The organism is Stutzerimonas stutzeri RCH2 (genome assembly GCF_000327065.1).
Classification (GTDB): domain Bacteria; phylum Pseudomonadota; class Gammaproteobacteria; order Pseudomonadales; family Pseudomonadaceae; genus Stutzerimonas; species Stutzerimonas stutzeri_AE.
Genome location: NC_019936.1, coordinates 1824622 through 1843085, shown reverse-complemented (window position 1 = coordinate 1843085; position 18464 = coordinate 1824622). Strand labels below are relative to the sequence as shown.

Below are 18464 nucleotides of genomic sequence, written 5' to 3'. Positions count from 1 at the left end.
ACCCTCGGTTAATTCTGACCCACCGTCGAGACGATGGTGACCTGCTTGTTGTCCGGTATTTCCTGGTAGGCCAGAACATGAATGTTCGGCACTGCCAGACGCGCGAATCTCGACAGCATCGCCCGTACCGGGCCGGCTACCAGCAGAACTGCCGGCTTGCCGAGCATTTCTTGACGCTGTGCCGCTTCTACCAGAGACCTTTGCAACTTTTCGGCCATTCCTGGCTCCAGCAGAATTCCGTCTTCGGAGCCTTGCCCGGCCTTCTGCAAGCTGTTGAGCAAGATCTGTTCCAACCGTGGCTCCAGTGTGATCACAGGCAGCTCCGGCTCTAGTCCCACAACGTTCTGCACGATTGCACGGGACAACGCCACCCGCACTGCCGCGACCATTGCGGCGGGATCTTGACTCTTGGCAGCGACGTTGGCGATGGCTTCGGCAATGGTGCGGATATCACGCACCGGCACCTGCTCCTGCAGCAGCGCCTGCAGCACCTTGAGCAGGGTGGACAGCGAAACCATCCCCGGGACCAGTTCTTCGGCCAGCTTGGGCGAGCTTTTCGCCAGCAGCTGCAGCAGCTGTTGAACCTCTTCGTGGCCGAGCAGCTCATGGGCATGCTTGTGCAGCACCTGATTCAGATGTGTGGCGACCACGGTGCTGGCATCCACCACGGTATAGCCCAGCGACTGCGCCTGGTCACGCTGGCTGGCCTCGATCCACACCGCTTCCAGGCCGAACGCCGGGTCCCTGGCGCTAATGCCGTTCAGTGGGCCGAATACCTGCCCCGGGTTGATCGCCAACTCACGGTCCGGATACACCTCGGCTTCGGCCAGGCTGACACCCATCAGGGTCAACCGGTAGGCGTTGGGCAACAGGTCGAGGTTGTCACGGATATGCACCGAGGGCATGAGAAAGCCAAGATCCTGCGACAGCTTCTTGCGTACGCCCTTGATACGCGCCAGCAACTGACCACCCTGATTGCGGTCAACCAGCGGAATCAGCCGATAGCCGACCTCCAGGCCGACCATATCCACCGGAGTCACGTCATCCCAACCCAGCTCCTTGGTTTCCGCCGAGCGCTGGGCCGGCAGCATTTCCTGCTGCTTCTGCACTTCCTGCTCGGCTTTCTTCTCGACCTGCTTCTTGCGATGCCAGATCCAGTACGCACCCGCCGCAGCGGCAGCGCCGAGGCCGAGGAAGGACAGGTGCGGCATGCCGGGAACCAGTCCCATCGCAATCATGATCGCCGCGGCCACCGCGAGTGCCTTGGGCGAGGCGAACATCTGCCGCTGCACCTGCTGGCCCATGTCCTCGGAACTGGTGACGCGGGTCACCATGATCGCTGCCGCGGTGGACAGCAGCAGAGACGGGATCTGCGCAACCAGACCGTCACCGATAGTCAACAGGGCGTACACCTGGCCCGCTTCGCTGAAACTCATGCCGTGCTGGGCCATGCCGATACCGACACCGCCGATCAGGTTGATGAAGAGGATCAGCAGGCCGGCAATGGCGTCACCGCGCACGAACTTGCTCGCACCATCCATCGAGCCGTAGAAGTCCGCCTCGGACGAAACCTCGACACGGCGCTTCTTGGCTTCCTCCTGATCGATCAGGCCGGCGTTGAGGTCGGCGTCGATGGCCATCTGCTTGCCGGGCATGGCATCCAGGGTAAAGCGCGCACTGACCTCGGAAATTCGTCCGGCGCCTTTGGTCACCACGACGAAGTTGATGATCATCAGGATCGCGAAAACCACGATACCAACCACGTAGTTGCCGCCGATCACCACGTTGCCGAAGGCCTCGATCACGTGACCGGCGGCGGAGCCACCTTCATGGCCGTTGATCAACACCACACGGGTCGACGCCACGTTCAGCGCCAGACGCATCAGGGTGGCGACCAGCAGAATGGTCGGGAACACGGCGAAATCCAGCGGCCGCAGCGCATAGACACTGACCAGCAGCACGACGATCGACAGCGCGATGTTGAAGGTGAATAGCAGATCCAGCAGGAACGGCGGCACCGACAACATCATCATGCCCATCATCACGAGCAGCAGCAGCGGCACGCCGAGGTTGCCGCGCCCCGCGCCCGTCAGGCCATTGCGAATATTGATGAGTTGCGTGCGATCCAACGTAGCCCCCGGCGTGCAGAACGAATTCTTGACGCAAAATGCGCCTCGCCCGGGTTATAGCAAGAAGGGGTCCAACTTCCTCGGCGCGTCCCAGAGCCCGCCGTACGGTTTTGGCCCGCCCTACAGGCGATACGGCAAAACTCGCGAACGCGACCGGCAACTGACAGTCACACTAGCACCGGCGACAGCCCGTCGCCGTTTGTGCAAAGGAGCTTTCAGATGAAACAGTGGATCATCGCCGCGCTGGCCGGCTGCACCGCCCTCGCCGCTCAAGCCGAAACACTGAGCGTCAAGGTCAACACCGTAAGCGCCCAGGGCATCGGCGAATCCGTCGGCAGCGTGAAGATCGAAAGCAGCGAGTACGGGCTGGTGTTCCAACCCGAACTAAGCAGTCTGGAACCTGGCATTCACGGCTTTCACGTCCATGCCAAAGGCAGCTGCGAGCCTGCAGAGGTTGACGGCAAACTGACCCCGGCGGGTGCCGCGGGCGGTCACTGGGACCCGAAGAACAGCGGCAAGCACGGCGAGCCATGGGGTGACGGACATATGGGCGATCTGCCCGCGCTCTATGTCGACAGCGAAGGCAAGGCCAGCCAACCGGTGCTGGCTCCGCGCCTGAAGAGCCTTGGCGACATCAAAGGGCTGGCGCTGATGGTCCACCAGGGCGGCGACAACCACGCTGACCATCCGCAACCACTCGGCGGTGGCGGCGCACGGGTTGCCTGTGGCGTGATCGAGTAACCGCAGCGATACGCGGCGCGCTTCACGATGAGCCGCCGCGTGACGGTTCATTCGTCGCGACGCAGATCCGGCGGGATGGGCACGTCGTTCAACGGGTCCGGCCGACGCCCCTTGCCGGCCCGGTACTGACGCAACTGATAGACATAGGCCAGGACCTGCGCCACGGCCAGGTAAAGGCCGGCGGGAATTTCCTGATCCAGCTCGGTGGAGTAATACACCGCCCGCGCCAGCGCCGGCGACTCCAGCACCGTGACCTTGTGCTCCTGGGCAATCTCGCGAATCTTCAGCGCCACGAAGTCGCCGCCCTTGGCCACCAGCCGGGGCGCCCCGCCCTTGTCGCCGTCGTATTTCAGCGCGACAGCAAAGTGCGTCGGGTTGGTGATCACCACGTCAGCCTCGGGCACGGCCTGCATCATGCGCCGCTGCGCAGCCTCGCGCTGCAGCTGACGAATCCGCGATTTGACCTCCGGCTTGCCTTCCGAGTCCTTGTATTCGTCCTTGACCTCCTGCTTGGTCATCATCAGCTTCTGCTTGTTGTCCCAGAGCTGAAACGGCACATCCACCGCGGCGATGACTATCAGCCCGCAGGCCATCCACAAGGCACACCAGCCGACGATCTCCGCGCTGTGCATGATCGCCAGGTCCAACGGCTGCTTGGCGATTGACAGCAGGTCGTCCTGATAAGCCGAGAGCACCAGCAGCGCGACGCCGAGCACCACGAGGAATTTGCCCAGGGCCTTGAGCAGCTCAACCAGCGCCTTGGTGGAGAACATGCGTTTCAGCCCGGCAGCCGGGTTCATCCTGCTGACCTTCGGCGCCATGGCCTTGGCGGAAAACAGCCAGCCACCCAGCGAGACGGGCCCGACAATCGAGGCGATCAGCAACGCGATGAGCAGCGGCATGATTGCCTCCAGCGCCATCAGGCCGCTGCCCATCAACAAACGAACCATCGACCCTTCGTCGAGCAGCGTTTCCCGGCTCAGTTCGAAGGTGCCTTGCATCATTGCCATCAGGGTCTGCGCCAGACTCCCGCCGGAAGCCAGCAGCCCGCCGATGCCACCGAGCGTCACCGCGACCGTACTGAGCTCACGGGAGCGCGCAAGCTGCCCCTTCTCGCGAGATTCGCGCAGGCGTTTCTCTGTGGGTTCCTCGCTTTTGTCGGCACCGCTTTCGCTCTCAGCCATGAGCGACCTCCGGCAGATACGGGAAGCAAGGCATCAGCGGGCCCCCGCCAGCTCGCGCAGCATCAAAAGCGCCTCGCTGACGAAGATCTGGTACTGCGCGAAGATGTCGGCCATACCGATCCAGACAATGATCAGACCCAGCACGAGGGTCAGCGGAAAGCCGATGGAGAAGATATTCAGCTGTGGAGCGGCCCGCGTCATCAGGCCGAACGCGAGATTGACCACCAGCAGCGCGGTGATCGCCGGCAGGACCAATAGCAGGCCCGCGCCCAGCACCCAGCCAAGTTTGCCCGCCACCTCCCAGAAATGATTGGTCGATAGCCCCCCGCCTACCGGCAGGGTGACAAAGCTCTCGGCGAGGATTTCAAGCACTACCAGATGGCCGTTGACCGAGAGAAACAGCAGGATCACCAGCATATTGAAGAACTGACCGAGCACCGGCACAGAGATGCCGTTGGCCGGATCGACCATCGAAGCGAAACCGAGGCCCATCTGCATCGCCAGCATCTGCCCGGACACGATGAAGACGTGGAAGAACAGCTGCAGGACAAAACCAAGCATGACGCCGATCAGCAGCTGTTCGGCGATCAGCAGCAGCGAGGCCAGGCTCAGCGATTCGACCACCGGCATTGGCGGCAAGGTCGGCACCAGCACCAGCGCAATGGCCAGAGCGAGATAGAGCCGCACTCGAACCGGAACCAGCTGGGTGCCGATGATCGGCATGCTCATCAACAGCGCAGCGATGCGAAACAGCGGGAGCAGAAACTGCCCCACCCAGCCGCCGATCTGCGCATTGCTCAGCTCTAGCACGTTCGGCTACCCGATCAGCAGCGGGATGTTTTGGACCAGATTCTGCGTGTACTCCATAAGCTCACGGACCAGCCAGGGACCGGCCCAGATCAGCGTCAACAGCATCACCAGCAGGCGCGGCAGGAAGCTCAGCGTCTGCTCGTTGATCTGGGTGGCCGCCTGGAACATGGCCACCACCAGGCCCACCAGCAGACTCGGTACGACCAGCACGCCGACGATCATCGCGGTCATCCACAGCCCTTCACGAAACAGGTCCACCGCTACTTCAGGAGTCATCTGCTTGCTTCCCTAAAGGGTGCCGAAGCTGCCGGCGAGAGTACCGATGATCAGCCCCCAGCCATCCACCAGGACGAACAACATGATCTTGAACGGCAACGAAATGATCAGCGGCGAGAGCATCATCATGCCCATTGCCATCAGCACGCTGGCCACCACCATGTCGATGATCAGAAACGGAATGAAGATCATGAAGCCGATCTGGAAGGCCGTCTTCAGCTCCGAAGTGACGAAGGCCGGCACCAGGATAGTCATTGGTGCGGCTTCCGGCGAAGCGATGTCGGTACGTCGCGAAAGCCTGACGAAAAGCTCCAGATCGCTCTCGCGGGTCTGCGCCAGCATGAAGTTCTTCAATGGCACCTCGGCGCGGGAGATCGCCTCCTGTGCCGGTATCTGCTCGCTGAGATAAGGCTGCAGCGCGTCCTGGTTAATCCGGTCGAATACCGGCGCCATGATGAACAACGTGAGGAACAGCGTCAGGCCAATGAGAATCTGGTTCGACGGCGTCTGCTGCAGCCCCAGGGCCTGACGCAGAATGGAAAAGACGATGATGATCCGGGTGAAACTGGTCATCAGCATGACGAACGCCGGAATGAAGCTCAGCGCCGTCATGATCAGCAGAATCTGCAGGCTGACCGAGTATTCCTGCTGCCCTTCGGCGTCGGTAGTTAGCGTTATCGCAGGAATCGACAAGGGGTTGTTGCCCTGCGCCAGGATGCCGGACGGCTCCTGCGCCATGGCAAGCGGGCCGCACAGCATCAGCACCGCCACTAGCAGAATGCGCAACATCAAGGCTTGTCCTTGTGATCCTTGCCGAGCAGCTCCATCAGACGCTGGGCAAATTCGGGATTGGCCGGCTCGGCGTCAGGAAGATGCACTGGTTGCTGCATCACATGCAGCGGCGTGATACGGCCGCCACTCAGGCCGATGAGTACCTGCTCGCTGCCAACCTGCACCAGCACCAGGCGCTCGCGCGGCCCTAGCGCCTGACTGGAAACCAGCTTGATCACCTGGGTGCCGCGTGGGTTCATCTGCTGCACGCGACGCAACAGCCAGGCGAGCAGAAAGATCAGCCCGACCACCAGCAACAGGCCGAGCATCAGCTTGGTCAGCTGCGCGCCCATATCGGTACTGCTCATGCTGGTGGCAGGCTCCGCAGCCAGCACCGGGAGCGCGACCAGGGCGCTCAGAAATGCAAGCGCACGCATGTCAACGCAGCTTCTTGATGCGTTCAGTGGGGCTGATCACGTCAGTCAGCCGGATGCCGAACTTCTCGTTGACCACCACCACTTCGCCATGGGCGATGAGCGTCCCGTTGACCAGCACATCGAGCGGCTCACCGGCCAGACGGTCCAGCTCGACCACCGAACCCTGGTTGAGCTGCAGCAGGTTGCGAATGCTGATCTCGGTGCTGCCGACCTCCATGGAAATCGAAACAGGGATATCCAGAATCACATCCAGATTCGGCCCTTCCAGTCCCAGCGGCACCGCGGTGGATTTCGGCGCACTGGCGAAATCTTCCAGCGGTGCACGCGGCGCAGCCGGGGCCGCAGCTGCGGGCGCCTGGTTCAGCAGCGCATCGATATCGTCCTGGCTGGCATCACCAGCTTCGGCCAGCGCTGCTGCCCACTCATCAGCCAGCGCCTGCTCTTCGGGAGAAGTGTTGTCGCGTTCGTCTGCCATCGTTAATCCTCGATAGGCTCGAATTGAGTAAAGGGCCGGTTCAACGTGGGCGAACCACGGGTTCCAGCACCTGCAACGCCAGGTTGCCCTTGTGGGCGCCCAGCTTGACCTTGAATGCCGGCATGCCATTGGCACGCATGATCATGTCTTCTGGCATCTCTACCGGAATCACGTCGCCGGGTTGCATGTTCAGAATGTCGCGCAGCTTGAGTTGCCGCCTGACGACGGTGGCGCCGAGCGGCACGTTGACGTCGAGAATGTCTTCGCGCAGGGCCTTGACCCACCGCTCGTCCTGATCGCTGACGTCCGACTGGAAGCCGGCATCGAGCATCTCGCGTATCGGCTCGATCATCGAATACGGCATGGTCACGTGCAGATCACCGCCACCGCTGTCCAGTTCGATGTGGAAGGTGGACACCACCACCACTTCGCTGGGGCTGACGATGTTGGCCAGCGCCGGGTTCACTTCCGAATTGACGTATTCGAAGTTGACGTCCAATACCGCATGCCAGGCTTCCTTGAGGTCGGCAAATGCCTGATCCAGCACCATGCGCACCACGCGCAGCTCGGTCGGGGTGAATTCGCGACCCTCGATCTTGGCGTGGCGACCATCGCCACCGAAGAAGTTGTCCACCAGCTTGAACACCAGCTTGGCGTCGAGAATGAACAGCGCCGTGCCACGCAGCGGCTTCATCTTCACCAGGTTGAGGCTGGTCGGCACATAGAGCGAATGCACGTACTCGCCGAACTTCATCACCTGCACGCCACCGACCGACACATCGGCCGAACGGCGCAGCAGGTTGAACATGCTGATGCGGGTGTACCGGGCGAAACGCTCGTTGATCATTTCCAGCGTAGGCATGCGCCCACGCACAATGCGGTCCTGACTGGTCAGGTCGTAGCTCTTGATGGACCCCGGCTCGGAATCGCTCTCGGTATCCACCAGACCGTCGTCGACCCCGTGCAGGAGCGCATCGATCTCGTCTTGCGAGAGCAGGTCTTGAACAGCCATCTGGGCAGCCTTCTATTGCAATACGAAGTTGGTGAACAGCACTTGCTCGACGGCAAGCTTGCCAATTTCCTTCTGTGCCAGCTCCTGCACGCTGGCCGTGGCCTGCTGACGCAGCATCTCCTTGCCGACCGGCGTTTTCAAGGCCTCGAAATCCTGGCTGGAGAACAGCATGACCAGGCGATTGCGCAACAACGGCATATGCACCTTGAGGGCGTCCAGCGCCGCCTGATCGCGTGACATCAACGCGATGCTGACCTGCATGTAGCGCTGCCGCCCGTTGTGGCTGAAGTTGACCACGAAGGCCGGCATCAGCACTTCGTAGATAGCAGGCTGCTTGCCGGACACGGCTGCCGCCGATTCCTGTGCCTTGTCGGCATCGAGGTCATCGCCCTTACCCATGAAGTACAGCGTGCCGCCGATGGAAAGCCCCACGGCCACTAACATGGCGACCACGATCACGATGATGAGTTTCAACCGCCCCTTGCCTGCCGAAGCCGCTTCCGGCCCGGTTGGCGGCACTGCCGCTGGAGCCTGTTTCTTAGCCATGCCAAATATCCGTCATCAACAGCGTTTAGTTCTGGTTTTATGAGTTAAGAGCAACAGCTGTGCCAACGCATCGACAAGGCCGCCCTGCAAGGCTGTGTTGCCGAGCCGACACCGTATCAGGAATAACGGATTCACATTGCGGGGACTGACGATGCCCGACGCCTCGCAGCGACAGGCGGCAGAAAACCGACGCAGCCCGCTGCGGCTACGTCGGTGCGGATCGGCAAGCGCCGATCCATCGGTCAAGCGTAAAAGTCGACCAGCCCGCGATTCCCGGCGCTGCGATTGCCGGCAATCTCGCTGACACCCAGCTGGACCTCGCCGTCGTCCGCCTCGCCTTCCGCCGAGGAGCCGCCACGGGAAGATCCACCACCATCGGTACCGCCCTGCCATCCGCGGGCGAGCGACTGGTCGGAGACGTTGACGTCCATGAGATTCATGCCCTGCTGGGTAAACATCTCACGCAAACGCTGCATCTGCCCTTCCAGCGCATCACGAACACCGGCATGTGGGCTGAGGAAGGTGACCTGGGCCTGGTCCTTGGTCAGGTCGATGCGCACTTCCATGCGGCCAAGCTCTGCGGGATCGAGCTGGATTTCCGCCGATTTGAGATTCTGACTGGATAGCCACATCACCCGGTCGACCACGGCCTCGCTCCAGCCAGGCTGCTGCATCTGTACCGGCTGGCCCGGCACCAGCCCGGGCCGCTGCGCCTGCTGGACCTGCTGGGTGATCGCCTGGCTCAACGGGTTAAGGCGCGACGAGGCCAGCTCACTGGCGCTGGAAGCGCGGCTTTCCTTGGGACCGTCAACTGCATCCAGAAGATCTTTCCCTGCCAGCTCAAGCTCAGGCTCCTCGCCATCAGCCGACTCCTTGCCCGCCAGCAAAACGCTAGAGAAGCCATCATCCGCCTCGGCCTTGGCCTGCGCATCGACGAGCGGATTCGGTAACTGCTGAACTGGCTTCTGCACCCCGACCGGCATTTCATCCGCGGCCTGCAAGCCTGTGATCGATGGCTCGTCCGCCACCTGCTCGGCTTCCCCTGAAATGAGCCCCGGGGTAAGCGGCAGGCCGGTCAACAGGGTTTCACCCGGCACTTGCGTGACAGGCTGAGCCTCGGCCTGCGGTACGAACTGCCCTCCCAGCCCCAGCAGCAGAAGAGGATCAAGCTCGGTATCCGGCAGCTCTTCGGATGGGGCGTCCGATGGCAACGGATTGCCGCTTTCGGCAACCGCCGGCTTTCCGTCACCGGCGGCGTCGGCGACCGCTTGCCTGCTTTTGTCATCCACCGGCTTGTCACGACTGGTGTCGTTGCGCGCCTGACGCTCGACCGGTTTGGTCTGGCGCTCCTTCGCGTAAACGTCGGAAAAGCTGGAGCTGCCGCTATCCCGCCCCTCGCGTGGCGCGTCGGGAGCCTTGGTCGAAGTCTTCGCACGCGAATCGACTGAAGGGGTTTTGAGTAACAGGTCGGGGGAAACAGCCATGAGGTCATTCCGCTACGGATGGATCGTGGCAGTAACAGAGCAAGTTTTGGGCCAGAGCGAAAGCAGCCTGACTAGTGGTTTGGCTCGTGCAGATATGCGTGCGGCCGGCGCTGAGGCGATCGTTATCAGGCGGACCCAGACTATGCACGCGCCAGAGTTTTGCCGCTCAACCGTAGCGCTGACGCTCGGCCCGGAACAGGATGCCAATGATGGCGAATTCTCGCTCGATGGACGCAATCAGCGCGGGCGCGAGGGCGAGCTGCTCGTTTCGCGCCGCGGTTTCCAGCTCCTGGCAAAGCTCCGCCAGGAGCACCGCGCCCATATTGCTGCAACTGCCCTTGAAGCTGTGCGCGGCGCGCCGCAGCGCTTCGGCCTGCTCGGCCTGACAGGCCTGCCGCAGCAGGCGCACGCGCTCTTCGGAGTCGGCAAGGAAGGTATCCAGCAGTGCCGGATATTCACTCTCCATGACGTCCTGCAGCGTGGCCAGCACAGCGCTGTCGAGATGAGTGTTGGACACCGGCACACTCCTGCTTGAAAGCGGCGGATTATGCATCAGGCCGCCAGACGAACTCCACGCTCAGGCCGCGGCCGTCCGACTGCCAGTCGAATCCGTCGCTCAACTGGCGCACCAGATGCAGCCCGCGACCACTGAAACGACCACTGCCCAGCTGAACCTGCAGCGCGCGCGTCACGTCGAACCCGGCGCCACTGTCACCGATGGAAATGCGCAAGCGTCCGCCCTGGCTGTCGGTTCTGATGGCCAGCTCCAGATGCACATACCCCTCCGCCAGGGCCTGCAGCCGCTGCTGGCGCAGATCGTAGTAACGCTGGAAGCCCTCGGCGTCACGCTTCAGTGCCGAATCCAAACCAAGCACCCCGTGCTCCAACGCGTTGGAATACAGCTCGCCCAGCACCGCGTAGATCGCACCAGCACGCGGGCGCAGCTGGTTGACCTGCAGAAGCAGCTGCAACAGCATCGGCAATGGATTACCGCTACGCAGGCTTTCGGCGCGCAGCTCGAGCCGCACCGACCAATCCATGGGCCGCGAGCGATGCGCAGTAGCCGGCGCAACCAGCGGCATTGCCATCGCCTCATCAGTGACCACGACCTCGACCAGGCTAAGGTCGTCGTGTTGCTGGCCATGGAAATCCAGCAGCGCCTGCTCGATCTCATCAAAGAGCTGCGCCGGATCGCGATTGGCAGTCAGCGCAGCCAGCAAGCGCTGTTCGCCAAACAGCTCATCGTCGGCGTTGCGACTCTCCACCACGCCATCGGACAGCAATAGCAGTCGGTCGCCGGGTGCCAGCGGGTAATGCTCGAACTTGTCGTCGAGCGCCGCAGCAGAGACCACCCCCAACGGCAGATGCCGCGACACCAGAGCGGTGCGCTGGCCATTGGCACCTATCAGGTAACCATCCGGCAACCCACCGTTCCACACACGCAGGCTGCCCTGCTTGGGATTGATGTCGAGCAACATCGCGCAGCAGAACATTTCCACCGGGAGGATCTGCTTGAGCTTGGCGTTCATCTCACGAAGGATATCGGCGCCGGAGTAGCCCTTGGCGGCCATCCCGTAGAAAGTCTCTGCCAGCGGCATGGCACCGATGGCCGCGGGCAGACCATGCCCGGTGAAATCGCCGAGCAGGACGAACATCTGCCCTGCCGGCGCCTGGGCCGCCAGTAGCAGGTCACCATTGAACAGGGCTTGCGGCGATTGGCGATAACGGATATTCGGCGCGCTCAGGCAACCGGCATGGGCAACCTTGTCGAAGATCGCCTTGGCCGCCCGGTGCTCGGCGAGCAGTTGCTGGTTGCGCCTGGCAATCAGGTCGCGCTGCTCGAGCACCGTCGCCTGGAGTCGGCGCAGGCGGTGCATGGCCTGGATCTTGGCTTCGAGAATGATCGGGTTGTAAGGCTTGGCAATGAAGTCGTCGCCACCTGCTTCCAGGCACTGCACCAGCGCTTCGTTTTCTGTCAGCGAAGTCAGAAAGATGATCGGCACCAGCTCATCACCGGCGAGCTGCTTGATCCGTCGTGCCGCCTCGAAACCGTCCATCACCGGCATCAGGGCATCCATCAGCACCAGCTGTGGCCGCTCCTGCTGGAACAGCTCGACCGCCTCCTGACCATCCGCCGCGGTAAGTACCCGATGTCCCTGCCTGGTAACGATCGTTGAAAGCAGCATTCGATCGACCGGGCTGTCCTCGGCGATCAGAATCGACAGCCGCATGGGCATGTCAGGCAATCACGAACAGTTGTTCGAAGTTGGATACCGAAAGAATCTTGCGAACATCAGGGCTGCAATTGAGCAGACGAATGTCGGCTTCATCGCCGCCGGCGTGGTCACGCAGCAACAGCAGCATGCCCAGCGCGGAGCTGTCCATGTAGGTGGTGCCCTGCAGATTCACCACGTAACGCTGAGGGTTCACGTCCTGACGCTGATAAGCATCGCGGAAGGCCTGATGCGCATTGAAGTCGAAGCGTCCGCTAATGGAAATGGTCAGCTCCTGCCCATCCACCGAAGGCTGCGAGTTAATGGTCATGTGGCACTCCCTGATCCGGAACGTCTTGAGGCCGCGCGCATTGGCAGCCGTCGCTTAAGCGTAGTGACAGCCGTATTCGGGCTGGATGTGCAGCGACCGTACCGGGCCGGATCGAACGTCTATCCAGGGTCGATGGTCGCTGCGTGGAAAACGGGTGAAGATTTATCATTCAAGCTACAACACGGCAAGCACGAATCCGGCCGGATCGCGCCGAAGCATGGCGGGTGTGGTCATAGGTCGCGAGCACGCCCGGCAAGCCGCTGAGCGAATTCGTCGAGCAACTTTTGTTCACGTTTGTCTGCCGCGATGCGCGCCTCGCGCTGATAGCTTTCGATCAGCTTGCTCAGGCCCTCCAAGCGCGCATGCTTTTGATGCCACTGCTGACGGACCTTGAGCAGATTGTCGCGATACCAGTTGACGCTGCGCTGCTGCTGGCCGATAGCCGACTCCAGCTGCGACAGAAAACGCTGGTAGTTCATCAGCCACTGACCGGAAACGCCTTGGCTACCCTGCTGCATCCACTGTTGCTGATAATCGCGAAAGTACTGATCGAGCTCGGCGAGCTTGGTTTCAGCCTGCGCGAGCTGCGTCTGCGCCTGCCCCAGCAGGCGCGCGGCATCACGTTCCGCGCGCTCGGCCATTTCGATGACCGGCGCCAGGCGCGCCGCTCGACTGGCCGCCATCGGTTAGCCCGCCTGCCGTGGACTGAAGACCGCAGCCAGTTGCGCGGCACTCTGGTCCAGGTTTTCGCTTTCACCGAGCCCCTGGCGCAGATAGCGGACCATTTCAGCCTGCCGTGCAATCGCCATGTCGGTTTCCGGATCGCCACCCGGCACGTAGGCACCGACGCTGATCAGGTCGCGGCTCTGCTGGTAGCGCGACCACAACTGCTTGAAGCGCTGCGAAGCGCGAACGTGATCGGCGCTTACCACCTGCGGCATGACCCGACTGATGGAGGCCTCGATGTCGATCGCCGGGTAGTGGCCTTCCTCGGCCAGCCGGCGCGACAGCACGATGTGCCCGTCAAGCACCCCACGAGCGGCGTCGGCGATCGGGTCCTGCTGGTCATCGCCTTCCGACAATACGGTATAGAACGCCGTGATGGAACCACCGCCCTGCTCGGCATTACCGGCGCGCTCGACCAGACTGGGCAGCTTGGCGAACACCGACGGCGGGTATCCTTTGGTCGCCGGGGGTTCACCGATGGCCAGGGCGATCTCACGCTGGGCCTGGGCGTAACGCGTCAGCGAATCCATCAGCAGCAACACGTTCTTGCCCTTGTCGCGAAAATACTCGGCGATTCGTGTGCAATATTGCGCGGCACGCAGCCGCATCAGCGGCGCCTCGTCGGCCGGCGACGCGACCACCACCGAACGCTTGATGCTCTCCTCGCCGAGGATGTTCTCGATGAACTCCTTGACCTCGCGGCCACGTTCGCCGATCAGCCCGACCACGATGATGTCGGCCTCGGTGAAACGGGTCATCATGCCCAGCAGCACCGACTTGCCGACACCGGTACCAGCGAACAGTCCGAGACGCTGACCGCGCCCGACCGTCAACAGGCCATTGATGCTGCGGATGCCGACATCCAGCGGCTCGCTGATCGGATGGCGCTTGAGCGGGTTGATCACCGGCCCATCCATCGGCACCCAGTCCTCGGCCTTCATGCCGCCCTTGCCATCCAGCGCACGCCCCGCCCCGTCGAGCACGCGACCGAGCATGGACGTGCCCATGGGCAGCCGCCCGGTATTGACCAGCGGCACGACACGCGCACCGGGGGCGATGCCCGCCAGGCTGCCGACCGGCATCAGATACAGCTTGCCGCTGGAAAAGCCCATCACCTCGGCCTCGACCTCGGTGGGGTGATAGCTGTCGTCGTTGATCACCAGGCAGCGGCTGCCGACCGCCGCGCGCAGGCCTTCCGCCTCGAGCGTGAGGCCGACCATGCGCAGCAAGCGCCCTTCCAGCAGCGGCTGGCTGGGCAGCTTGATCGCCGCTTCATAGGCTTCGAAACGTTTGGCGAAACTGACCCGCTCAAGGCGCATCGGAACCTTCCAGATCGATTGTCAGATCCGCTGCCGGGGGATGAGTGGCATTTTCGCGCTGCTGCTCGAACAGTTGCTTGATGGCCTGGGTGAGGCGCGTTTCGATGCTGGCATCGATCCGGCTGTGTTCGGTTTCGATATGGCAGCCACCGGGCAGCAGGCTGCTGTCCTCGAGGATTCGCCAGCTTTCCTCGTGACGCTCACGCAGCGCCTTGATCAGCTCGAAATCCTGCGGATTGACGTGAATGCGCACGTTGCTGGCCCCCATCGGCAACAGCTTCAGCGCTTCGCGCAACACCTGGCGAATCTGGCTGGAATCGATCAGCAGATCGCGCTGGATCACTTCGCGCGCCATGTGGCTGACCAACGTGGCCATCGCATGTTCGAGGTTGCGATCCTGATCGGCGATCGGGTCGAGCAATTGACCCATCAGCCGCTCCAGGCTTTCCACGCGAGGCGCCAGCGCCGCGTCGGCTTCCTGACGGGCCTTTAGCTGCCCAGCGTGAAAACCGTCCTTCTCGCCGGTGGCGAAGCCCTCGTTGTAAGCCTGCTGGCGGATCGCCTCGAGTTCGTCGAGCGTCAGCGGTTTGACTTCCTCGACCGGAACGTCCTCGCTGCGCGCCAACTCCTCGACCGGTTGCTCGACGACCGCAGCCGCAGGCACCAGCTGTTCTTCACCTTGCGGATCGAAACTGGGCAAAGACCAGCGATCGAACAAACTGACGTCCTTCGCGCGAATGAGATCGCTGGGGTTGTCCTTGGCCATGTGTAGGGTTCGTACCTGCTTAGATCATCTCTTCGCCGCCCTTGGAGCCTAGGACGATTTCCCCGGCTTCGGCCATGCGGCGAGCAATGGTGAGGATTTCCTTCTGCGCGTTTTCGACATCGCTGACGCGCACCGGCCCCTTGGCTTCCAGATCGTCGCGCAGCAGCTCGCCGGCGCGCTTGGACATGTTCTTGAAGACCTTCTCCTTGATGCCGTCGTCGGCGCCCTTGAGCGCCATCACCAGCACGTCGGAGGATACCTCACGCAGCAGCACCTGAATGCCACGGTCGTCGACTTCGGCAAGGTTGTCGAAGACGAACATAAGGTCTTCGATCTGGCTGGACAGATCCTCGTCCACGTCGCGAATCGCGTCCATCAGCTGGCCTTCGATGGAGCTGTCCAGGTAGTTCATGATGTCGGCGGCACGCTTCACGCCACCTAGGCTGGCCCGGCTGGTGTTGGTGCTACCGGAGAACTGTTTCTCCAGAATCAGGTTCAGCTCCTTCAGGGCAGCGGGCTGCACGGTATTGAGCGAGGAAACGCGCAGCACGATATCCAGCCGCACCTTGTGGTCGAAATGCGACAACACCTCGCCGGCCTGATCCGGGTCGAGGTAGGCAACCACGATGGCCTGGATCTGTGGGTGCTCGTAGCGGATCACATCGGCCACCGCCCGTGGCTCCATCCATTTGAGGCTGTCCAGCCCACTGGTATTGCCGCCCAGCAGGATACGATCGATCAGGCCGCCCGCCTTGTCCTCACCGAGGGCTTGGGTGAGCATCTTGCGGATATAGCCATCGGAGCCGACCCCCAGGCTGGTCTGATCGCCGACGATCTCGACGAACTCGCTCATCACCTGTTCGATCTGCGTCTTCTGCACATTGCGCATCTGCGCCATGGCGGTGCCGACCCGCTGCACCTCCTTCGGACCGAGATGGCGCAGAACCTGCGCGGCATCGGTTTCACCCAGCGAGAGCAGCAGGATGGCTGCCTTGTCGACCTTGTTGAGCTTGGCGGGAAGTCGATTGTCATTCATCAGCGTTGATCCACTCTTTCACCACCTGGGCTACCCGTCCCGGGTCATCGGCCACCAGGTTCTTGATCGCATTCAGCTGGGCTTCATATCCCTCGCTGGGGCTTGGCAACAGGATGTTCTGCGGGCCACTCAGACTGACCCGGTCATTCGACAGGCCCGACTCCAGGCCTTCCTCGTCACCCAGATCACCCGGACCATTGGCGACTTGCAGCTCCTTGCCACTGGAGGGATTGGTCAGGCTCTTGAGCACCGGACGCAGCACACCGAACACCAGCACGAGGATGAACAGCACGCCGAGCACCTGCTTGACGACATCCCAGAACCAGGGTTGCGAGTAGAACGGAATCTCTTCGAAGGTTTCGCCAAAACTGTCCGCCACGAAGGCCGTGTTGATCACGCTGACGCTGTCGCCGCGGCTTGCATCGAAGCCTACCGAGTCCTGCACGAGGCGGGTAAAGCGTGCCAGGTCATCGGCAGTCCAGGGCACACGAACCATCTCGCCGGCTGCATTCAGCGTCATCTGATCGTCCACCACTACGGCGACCGACAAGCGACGCAGGCGTCCATGCTGTTGCTTGGTATAGCTGATGGAACGGTCGAGCTCGTAATTTCGCGTGGCCTGCTCGCGCTTGTCCGCCGGGAAGGGTGCGAGCATCGGCTGGCCCGTTGCCGGGTCCATGATCTGCTGACCATTGGCATCCAGCAGCGGTTGACCAGGGGCCACAGCACCAGCAGCAGCGGCGGCCTGATTGGCCTGTTCAGGCGCAGCGGCCGGTCCAGGTGGCTGATTGCTCAGCGCGCCCGGCACGCCCTGCGGCGGCAGGCTGCTCTGACGTTGCTCGTTGACGCTCTGCTCGCTGCGCAGCGCCGGCTGATCGGGGTTGAAAGTCTCCGAGGTGGATTCGACCGCGCTGAAGTCCACATCTGCCGAGACTTCAGCCTTGTAGCGGCCGCTGCCGAGCACCGGCTGCAGGATGTTGTGCACGCGCTGGGTGTAGAGGCTCTCCATGCGACGGCTGTAGTCGAACTGCTTGCCGGCCATGCTCAGCTCGGTCAGTTCCTGCTGGTCGGACAGCAGGTTGCCCTTCTGATCCACCACGGTGATCTGCGACTTGTTCAGTTCCGGCACGCTGGTCGCCACCAGATTGATGATTGCCATCACCTGGCTCGGCTCCAGGGCGCGGCCCGGATACAGCTCGACCAGAACCGAAGCGCTTGGCTTGCGCTCGTCACGAACGAACACCGAGCTTTTCGGAATGGCCAGGTGCACGCGGGCACCCTTGACGTTGTTCAGGCTGGAGATGGTCCGGCCCAGCTCGCCTTCAAGGCCGCGACGATAACGGGTCGCTTCCATGAACTGGCTGGTGCCGAGGCCCTGATCCTTGTCGAGAATCTCGAAACCGATATTGCTGTCGGCCGGAGCGATGCCTGCACTGGCCAGCTTGAGACGGGCGCGCGCAAGATCGTTGGCCTTGACCAGCAGGGCACCGGAATTGGGTTCGACGGTATAGGCAATATCCGCGGCGGCGAGGGTTTCCATCACCTGGTTGGCGTCCATCCCCGCCAGGCTGCCGAGCAATGGGCGGTAGTCAGGCTGCTGCGACCAGAGCACCACGGCAAAACCGATCGCGACACTGGCTGCCAGGCCGACCAACAGGCCAACCTGCCGCAGCATCGACATATCCGACAGGTTTTCCAGGAACGACAGACCCAGCAAGGGCTTCTTGGCATTCTCGGTAGTAGCCGGCACCGGAACGTTGCTCAACGCTTCAGCCATGATTCAACCCGCCTCACACCGGCATCTGCATGATGTCTTGGTAAGCCTGAACCAGTTTGTTACGTACCTGGGTCATGGCCTGAAAGGAAACGCTGGCCTTCTGCGAGGCGATCATCACTTCGGTCAGGTCGACACCGCCCTGCCCCATTTCGAAGGCAGAGGATATCTGGCTCGAAACCTGCTGGGTTTCGTGAACCTTGTTCACCGCCTGGCCAAGCATGTCGGAAAAGCTCGGAGCGCCGACCTCCTGGGTCTTGACCTCCGGCTTGGCGCGCGCCATTGCATCGGTTTGCATGGCCCGCATTTCCAGCATCAAGCGATTGAATTGAACACCCTGACTCATCTAACCCTCCAACAGCTGCGGTTTTTTTGACGCTTCGCAGCAGGCAAACTCTAGATAGCAACAAGGGTGCCAGATTGTAGCGCATCGC

The 18464-nt window shown here is 62.2% G+C and carries 20 protein-coding genes; 1 reads left to right on the top strand and 19 read right to left on the bottom strand.

Annotation, left to right across the window (positions count from 1 at the left end):
- Nucleotides 1–8: 8 nt before the first annotated feature.
- Nucleotides 9–2129 (bottom strand): flagellar biosynthesis protein FlhA, encoded by a 2121-nt coding sequence (gene flhA, locus PSEST_RS08485; RefSeq protein WP_015276586.1) that lies wholly within the window; start codon nucleotides 2127–2129, stop codon nucleotides 9–11.
- A 219-nt stretch (nucleotides 2130–2348) separates the two neighbouring features.
- Between flhA and sodC the strand changes: the two genes are divergently transcribed.
- A complete protein-coding gene (sodC, locus tag PSEST_RS08480) occupies nucleotides 2349–2870 on the top strand; it encodes a superoxide dismutase family protein (protein WP_015276585.1) in 522 nt (173 codons plus the stop codon).
- A gap of 47 nt (nucleotides 2871–2917) precedes the next feature.
- Here the strand turns inward: sodC and flhB are convergent, their stop codons facing one another.
- The 18 genes from flhB to fliE all read right to left on the bottom strand — a co-directional run bounded on the left by flhB (nucleotide 2918) and on the right by fliE (nucleotide 18376).
- On the bottom strand, nucleotides 2918–4054 hold the full coding sequence (gene flhB / locus PSEST_RS08475; RefSeq protein ID WP_015276584.1) for a flagellar biosynthesis protein FlhB: 1137 nt from the start codon (nucleotides 4052–4054) through the stop codon (nucleotides 2918–2920).
- A gap of 33 nt (nucleotides 4055–4087) precedes the next feature.
- A complete protein-coding gene (fliR, locus tag PSEST_RS08470; RefSeq protein ID WP_015276583.1) occupies nucleotides 4088–4864 on the bottom strand; it encodes a flagellar biosynthetic protein FliR in 777 nt (258 codons plus the stop codon).
- A 6-nt stretch (nucleotides 4865–4870) separates the two neighbouring features.
- On the bottom strand, nucleotides 4871–5140 hold the full coding sequence (gene fliQ, locus PSEST_RS08465; protein WP_003296594.1) for a flagellar biosynthesis protein FliQ: 270 nt from the start codon (nucleotides 5138–5140) through the stop codon (nucleotides 4871–4873).
- Nucleotides 5141–5152: 12 nt separating this feature from the next.
- On the bottom strand, nucleotides 5153–5929 hold the full coding sequence (gene fliP / locus PSEST_RS08460) for a flagellar type III secretion system pore protein FliP (protein WP_015276582.1): 777 nt from the start codon (nucleotides 5927–5929) through the stop codon (nucleotides 5153–5155).
- Nucleotides 5929–6348, bottom strand: a complete 420-nt coding sequence (gene fliO / locus PSEST_RS08455) for a flagellar biosynthetic protein FliO (protein WP_015276581.1) — start codon at nucleotides 6346–6348, stop codon at nucleotides 5929–5931. The genes fliP and fliO overlap by 1 nt, the downstream gene beginning before the upstream one ends.
- 1 nt (nucleotide 6349) lies before the next feature.
- Complete coding sequence (gene fliN, locus PSEST_RS08450) at nucleotides 6350–6823, bottom strand: flagellar motor switch protein FliN (protein WP_015276580.1); 474 nt, start codon at nucleotides 6821–6823, stop codon at nucleotides 6350–6352.
- A gap of 40 nt (nucleotides 6824–6863) precedes the next feature.
- Nucleotides 6864–7835: a flagellar motor switch protein FliM gene (fliM, locus tag PSEST_RS08445; protein WP_013983226.1), complete on the bottom strand. Its 972-nt coding sequence runs from the start codon at nucleotides 7833–7835 to the stop codon at nucleotides 6864–6866.
- A gap of 12 nt (nucleotides 7836–7847) precedes the next feature.
- Nucleotides 7848–8381, bottom strand: coding sequence for a flagellar basal body-associated protein FliL (gene fliL / locus PSEST_RS08440; RefSeq protein ID WP_015276579.1), 534 nt, complete (start codon nucleotides 8379–8381; stop codon nucleotides 7848–7850).
- Nucleotides 8382–8623: 242 nt separating this feature from the next.
- Nucleotides 8624–9865: a flagellar hook-length control protein FliK gene (locus PSEST_RS08435; protein ID WP_015276578.1), complete on the bottom strand. Its 1242-nt coding sequence runs from the start codon at nucleotides 9863–9865 to the stop codon at nucleotides 8624–8626.
- Between the two features lie 166 nt (nucleotides 9866–10031).
- On the bottom strand, nucleotides 10032–10382 hold the full coding sequence (locus PSEST_RS08430; RefSeq protein ID WP_015276577.1) for an Hpt domain-containing protein: 351 nt from the start codon (nucleotides 10380–10382) through the stop codon (nucleotides 10032–10034).
- Nucleotides 10383–10410: 28 nt separating this feature from the next.
- Complete coding sequence (locus PSEST_RS08425) at nucleotides 10411–12102, bottom strand: fused response regulator/phosphatase (protein WP_015276576.1); 1692 nt, start codon at nucleotides 12100–12102, stop codon at nucleotides 10411–10413.
- Nucleotide 12103: 1 nt separating this feature from the next.
- Complete coding sequence (locus PSEST_RS08420) at nucleotides 12104–12409, bottom strand: STAS domain-containing protein (RefSeq protein WP_015276575.1); 306 nt, start codon at nucleotides 12407–12409, stop codon at nucleotides 12104–12106.
- Nucleotides 12410–12639: 230 nt separating this feature from the next.
- Nucleotides 12640–13092: a flagellar export protein FliJ gene (gene fliJ / locus PSEST_RS08415; protein WP_015276574.1), complete on the bottom strand. Its 453-nt coding sequence runs from the start codon at nucleotides 13090–13092 to the stop codon at nucleotides 12640–12642.
- 3 nt (nucleotides 13093–13095) lie between these two features.
- Nucleotides 13096–14454: a flagellar protein export ATPase FliI gene (gene fliI, locus PSEST_RS08410; protein WP_015276573.1), complete on the bottom strand. Its 1359-nt coding sequence runs from the start codon at nucleotides 14452–14454 to the stop codon at nucleotides 13096–13098.
- Nucleotides 14444–15220: a flagellar assembly protein FliH gene (gene fliH / locus PSEST_RS08405; RefSeq protein ID WP_015276572.1), complete on the bottom strand. Its 777-nt coding sequence runs from the start codon at nucleotides 15218–15220 to the stop codon at nucleotides 14444–14446. The genes fliI and fliH overlap by 11 nt, the downstream gene beginning before the upstream one ends.
- 19 nt (nucleotides 15221–15239) lie before the next feature.
- Complete coding sequence (gene fliG, locus PSEST_RS08400) at nucleotides 15240–16256, bottom strand: flagellar motor switch protein FliG (RefSeq protein ID WP_015276571.1); 1017 nt, start codon at nucleotides 16254–16256, stop codon at nucleotides 15240–15242.
- Nucleotides 16249–18033: a flagellar basal-body MS-ring/collar protein FliF gene (gene fliF, locus PSEST_RS08395; RefSeq protein WP_015276570.1), complete on the bottom strand. Its 1785-nt coding sequence runs from the start codon at nucleotides 18031–18033 to the stop codon at nucleotides 16249–16251. Before fliF ends, fliG begins: the two co-directional genes overlap by 8 nt.
- 13 nt (nucleotides 18034–18046) lie before the next feature.
- Complete coding sequence (gene fliE, locus PSEST_RS08390) at nucleotides 18047–18376, bottom strand: flagellar hook-basal body complex protein FliE (protein ID WP_015276569.1); 330 nt, start codon at nucleotides 18374–18376, stop codon at nucleotides 18047–18049.
- Nucleotides 18377–18464 lie beyond the last annotated feature (88 nt).

Excerpts from the sequence above, each read along its gene's own strand:
- sodC (WP_015276585.1), top strand. The coding sequence starts at position 2,349 with ATGAAACAGTGGATCATCGCCGCGCTGGCCGGCTGCACCGCCCTCGCC.
- flhB (WP_015276584.1), bottom strand. The coding sequence starts at position 4,054 with ATGGCTGAGAGCGAAAGCGGTGCCGACAAAAGCGAGGAACCCACAGAG.
- fliQ (WP_003296594.1), bottom strand. The coding sequence starts at position 5,140 with ATGACTCCTGAAGTAGCGGTGGACCTGTTTCGTGAAGGGCTGTGGATG.
- fliP (WP_015276582.1), bottom strand. The coding sequence starts at position 5,929 with ATGTTGCGCATTCTGCTAGTGGCGGTGCTGATGCTGTGCGGCCCGCTT.
- fliO (WP_015276581.1), bottom strand. The coding sequence starts at position 6,348 with ATGCGTGCGCTTGCATTTCTGAGCGCCCTGGTCGCGCTCCCGGTGCTG.
- fliN (WP_015276580.1), bottom strand. The coding sequence starts at position 6,823 with ATGGCAGACGAACGCGACAACACTTCTCCCGAAGAGCAGGCGCTGGCT.
- fliM (WP_013983226.1), bottom strand. The coding sequence starts at position 7,835 with ATGGCTGTTCAAGACCTGCTCTCGCAAGACGAGATCGATGCGCTCCTG.
- fliL (WP_015276579.1), bottom strand. The coding sequence starts at position 8,381 with ATGGCTAAGAAACAGGCTCCAGCGGCAGTGCCGCCAACCGGGCCGGAA.
- PSEST_RS08435 (WP_015276578.1), bottom strand. The coding sequence starts at position 9,865 with ATGGCTGTTTCCCCCGACCTGTTACTCAAAACCCCTTCAGTCGATTCG.
- PSEST_RS08425 (WP_015276576.1), bottom strand. The coding sequence starts at position 12,102 with ATGCCCATGCGGCTGTCGATTCTGATCGCCGAGGACAGCCCGGTCGAT.
- PSEST_RS08420 (WP_015276575.1), bottom strand. The coding sequence starts at position 12,409 with ATGACCATTAACTCGCAGCCTTCGGTGGATGGGCAGGAGCTGACCATT.
- fliJ (WP_015276574.1), bottom strand. The coding sequence starts at position 13,092 with ATGGCGGCCAGTCGAGCGGCGCGCCTGGCGCCGGTCATCGAAATGGCC.
- fliI (WP_015276573.1), bottom strand. The coding sequence starts at position 14,454 with ATGCGCCTTGAGCGGGTCAGTTTCGCCAAACGTTTCGAAGCCTATGAA.
- fliH (WP_015276572.1), bottom strand. The coding sequence starts at position 15,220 with ATGGCCAAGGACAACCCCAGCGATCTCATTCGCGCGAAGGACGTCAGT.
- fliG (WP_015276571.1), bottom strand. The coding sequence starts at position 16,256 with ATGAATGACAATCGACTTCCCGCCAAGCTCAACAAGGTCGACAAGGCA.
- fliF (WP_015276570.1), bottom strand. The coding sequence starts at position 18,033 with ATGGCTGAAGCGTTGAGCAACGTTCCGGTGCCGGCTACTACCGAGAAT.
- fliE (WP_015276569.1), bottom strand. The coding sequence starts at position 18,376 with ATGAGTCAGGGTGTTCAATTCAATCGCTTGATGCTGGAAATGCGGGCC.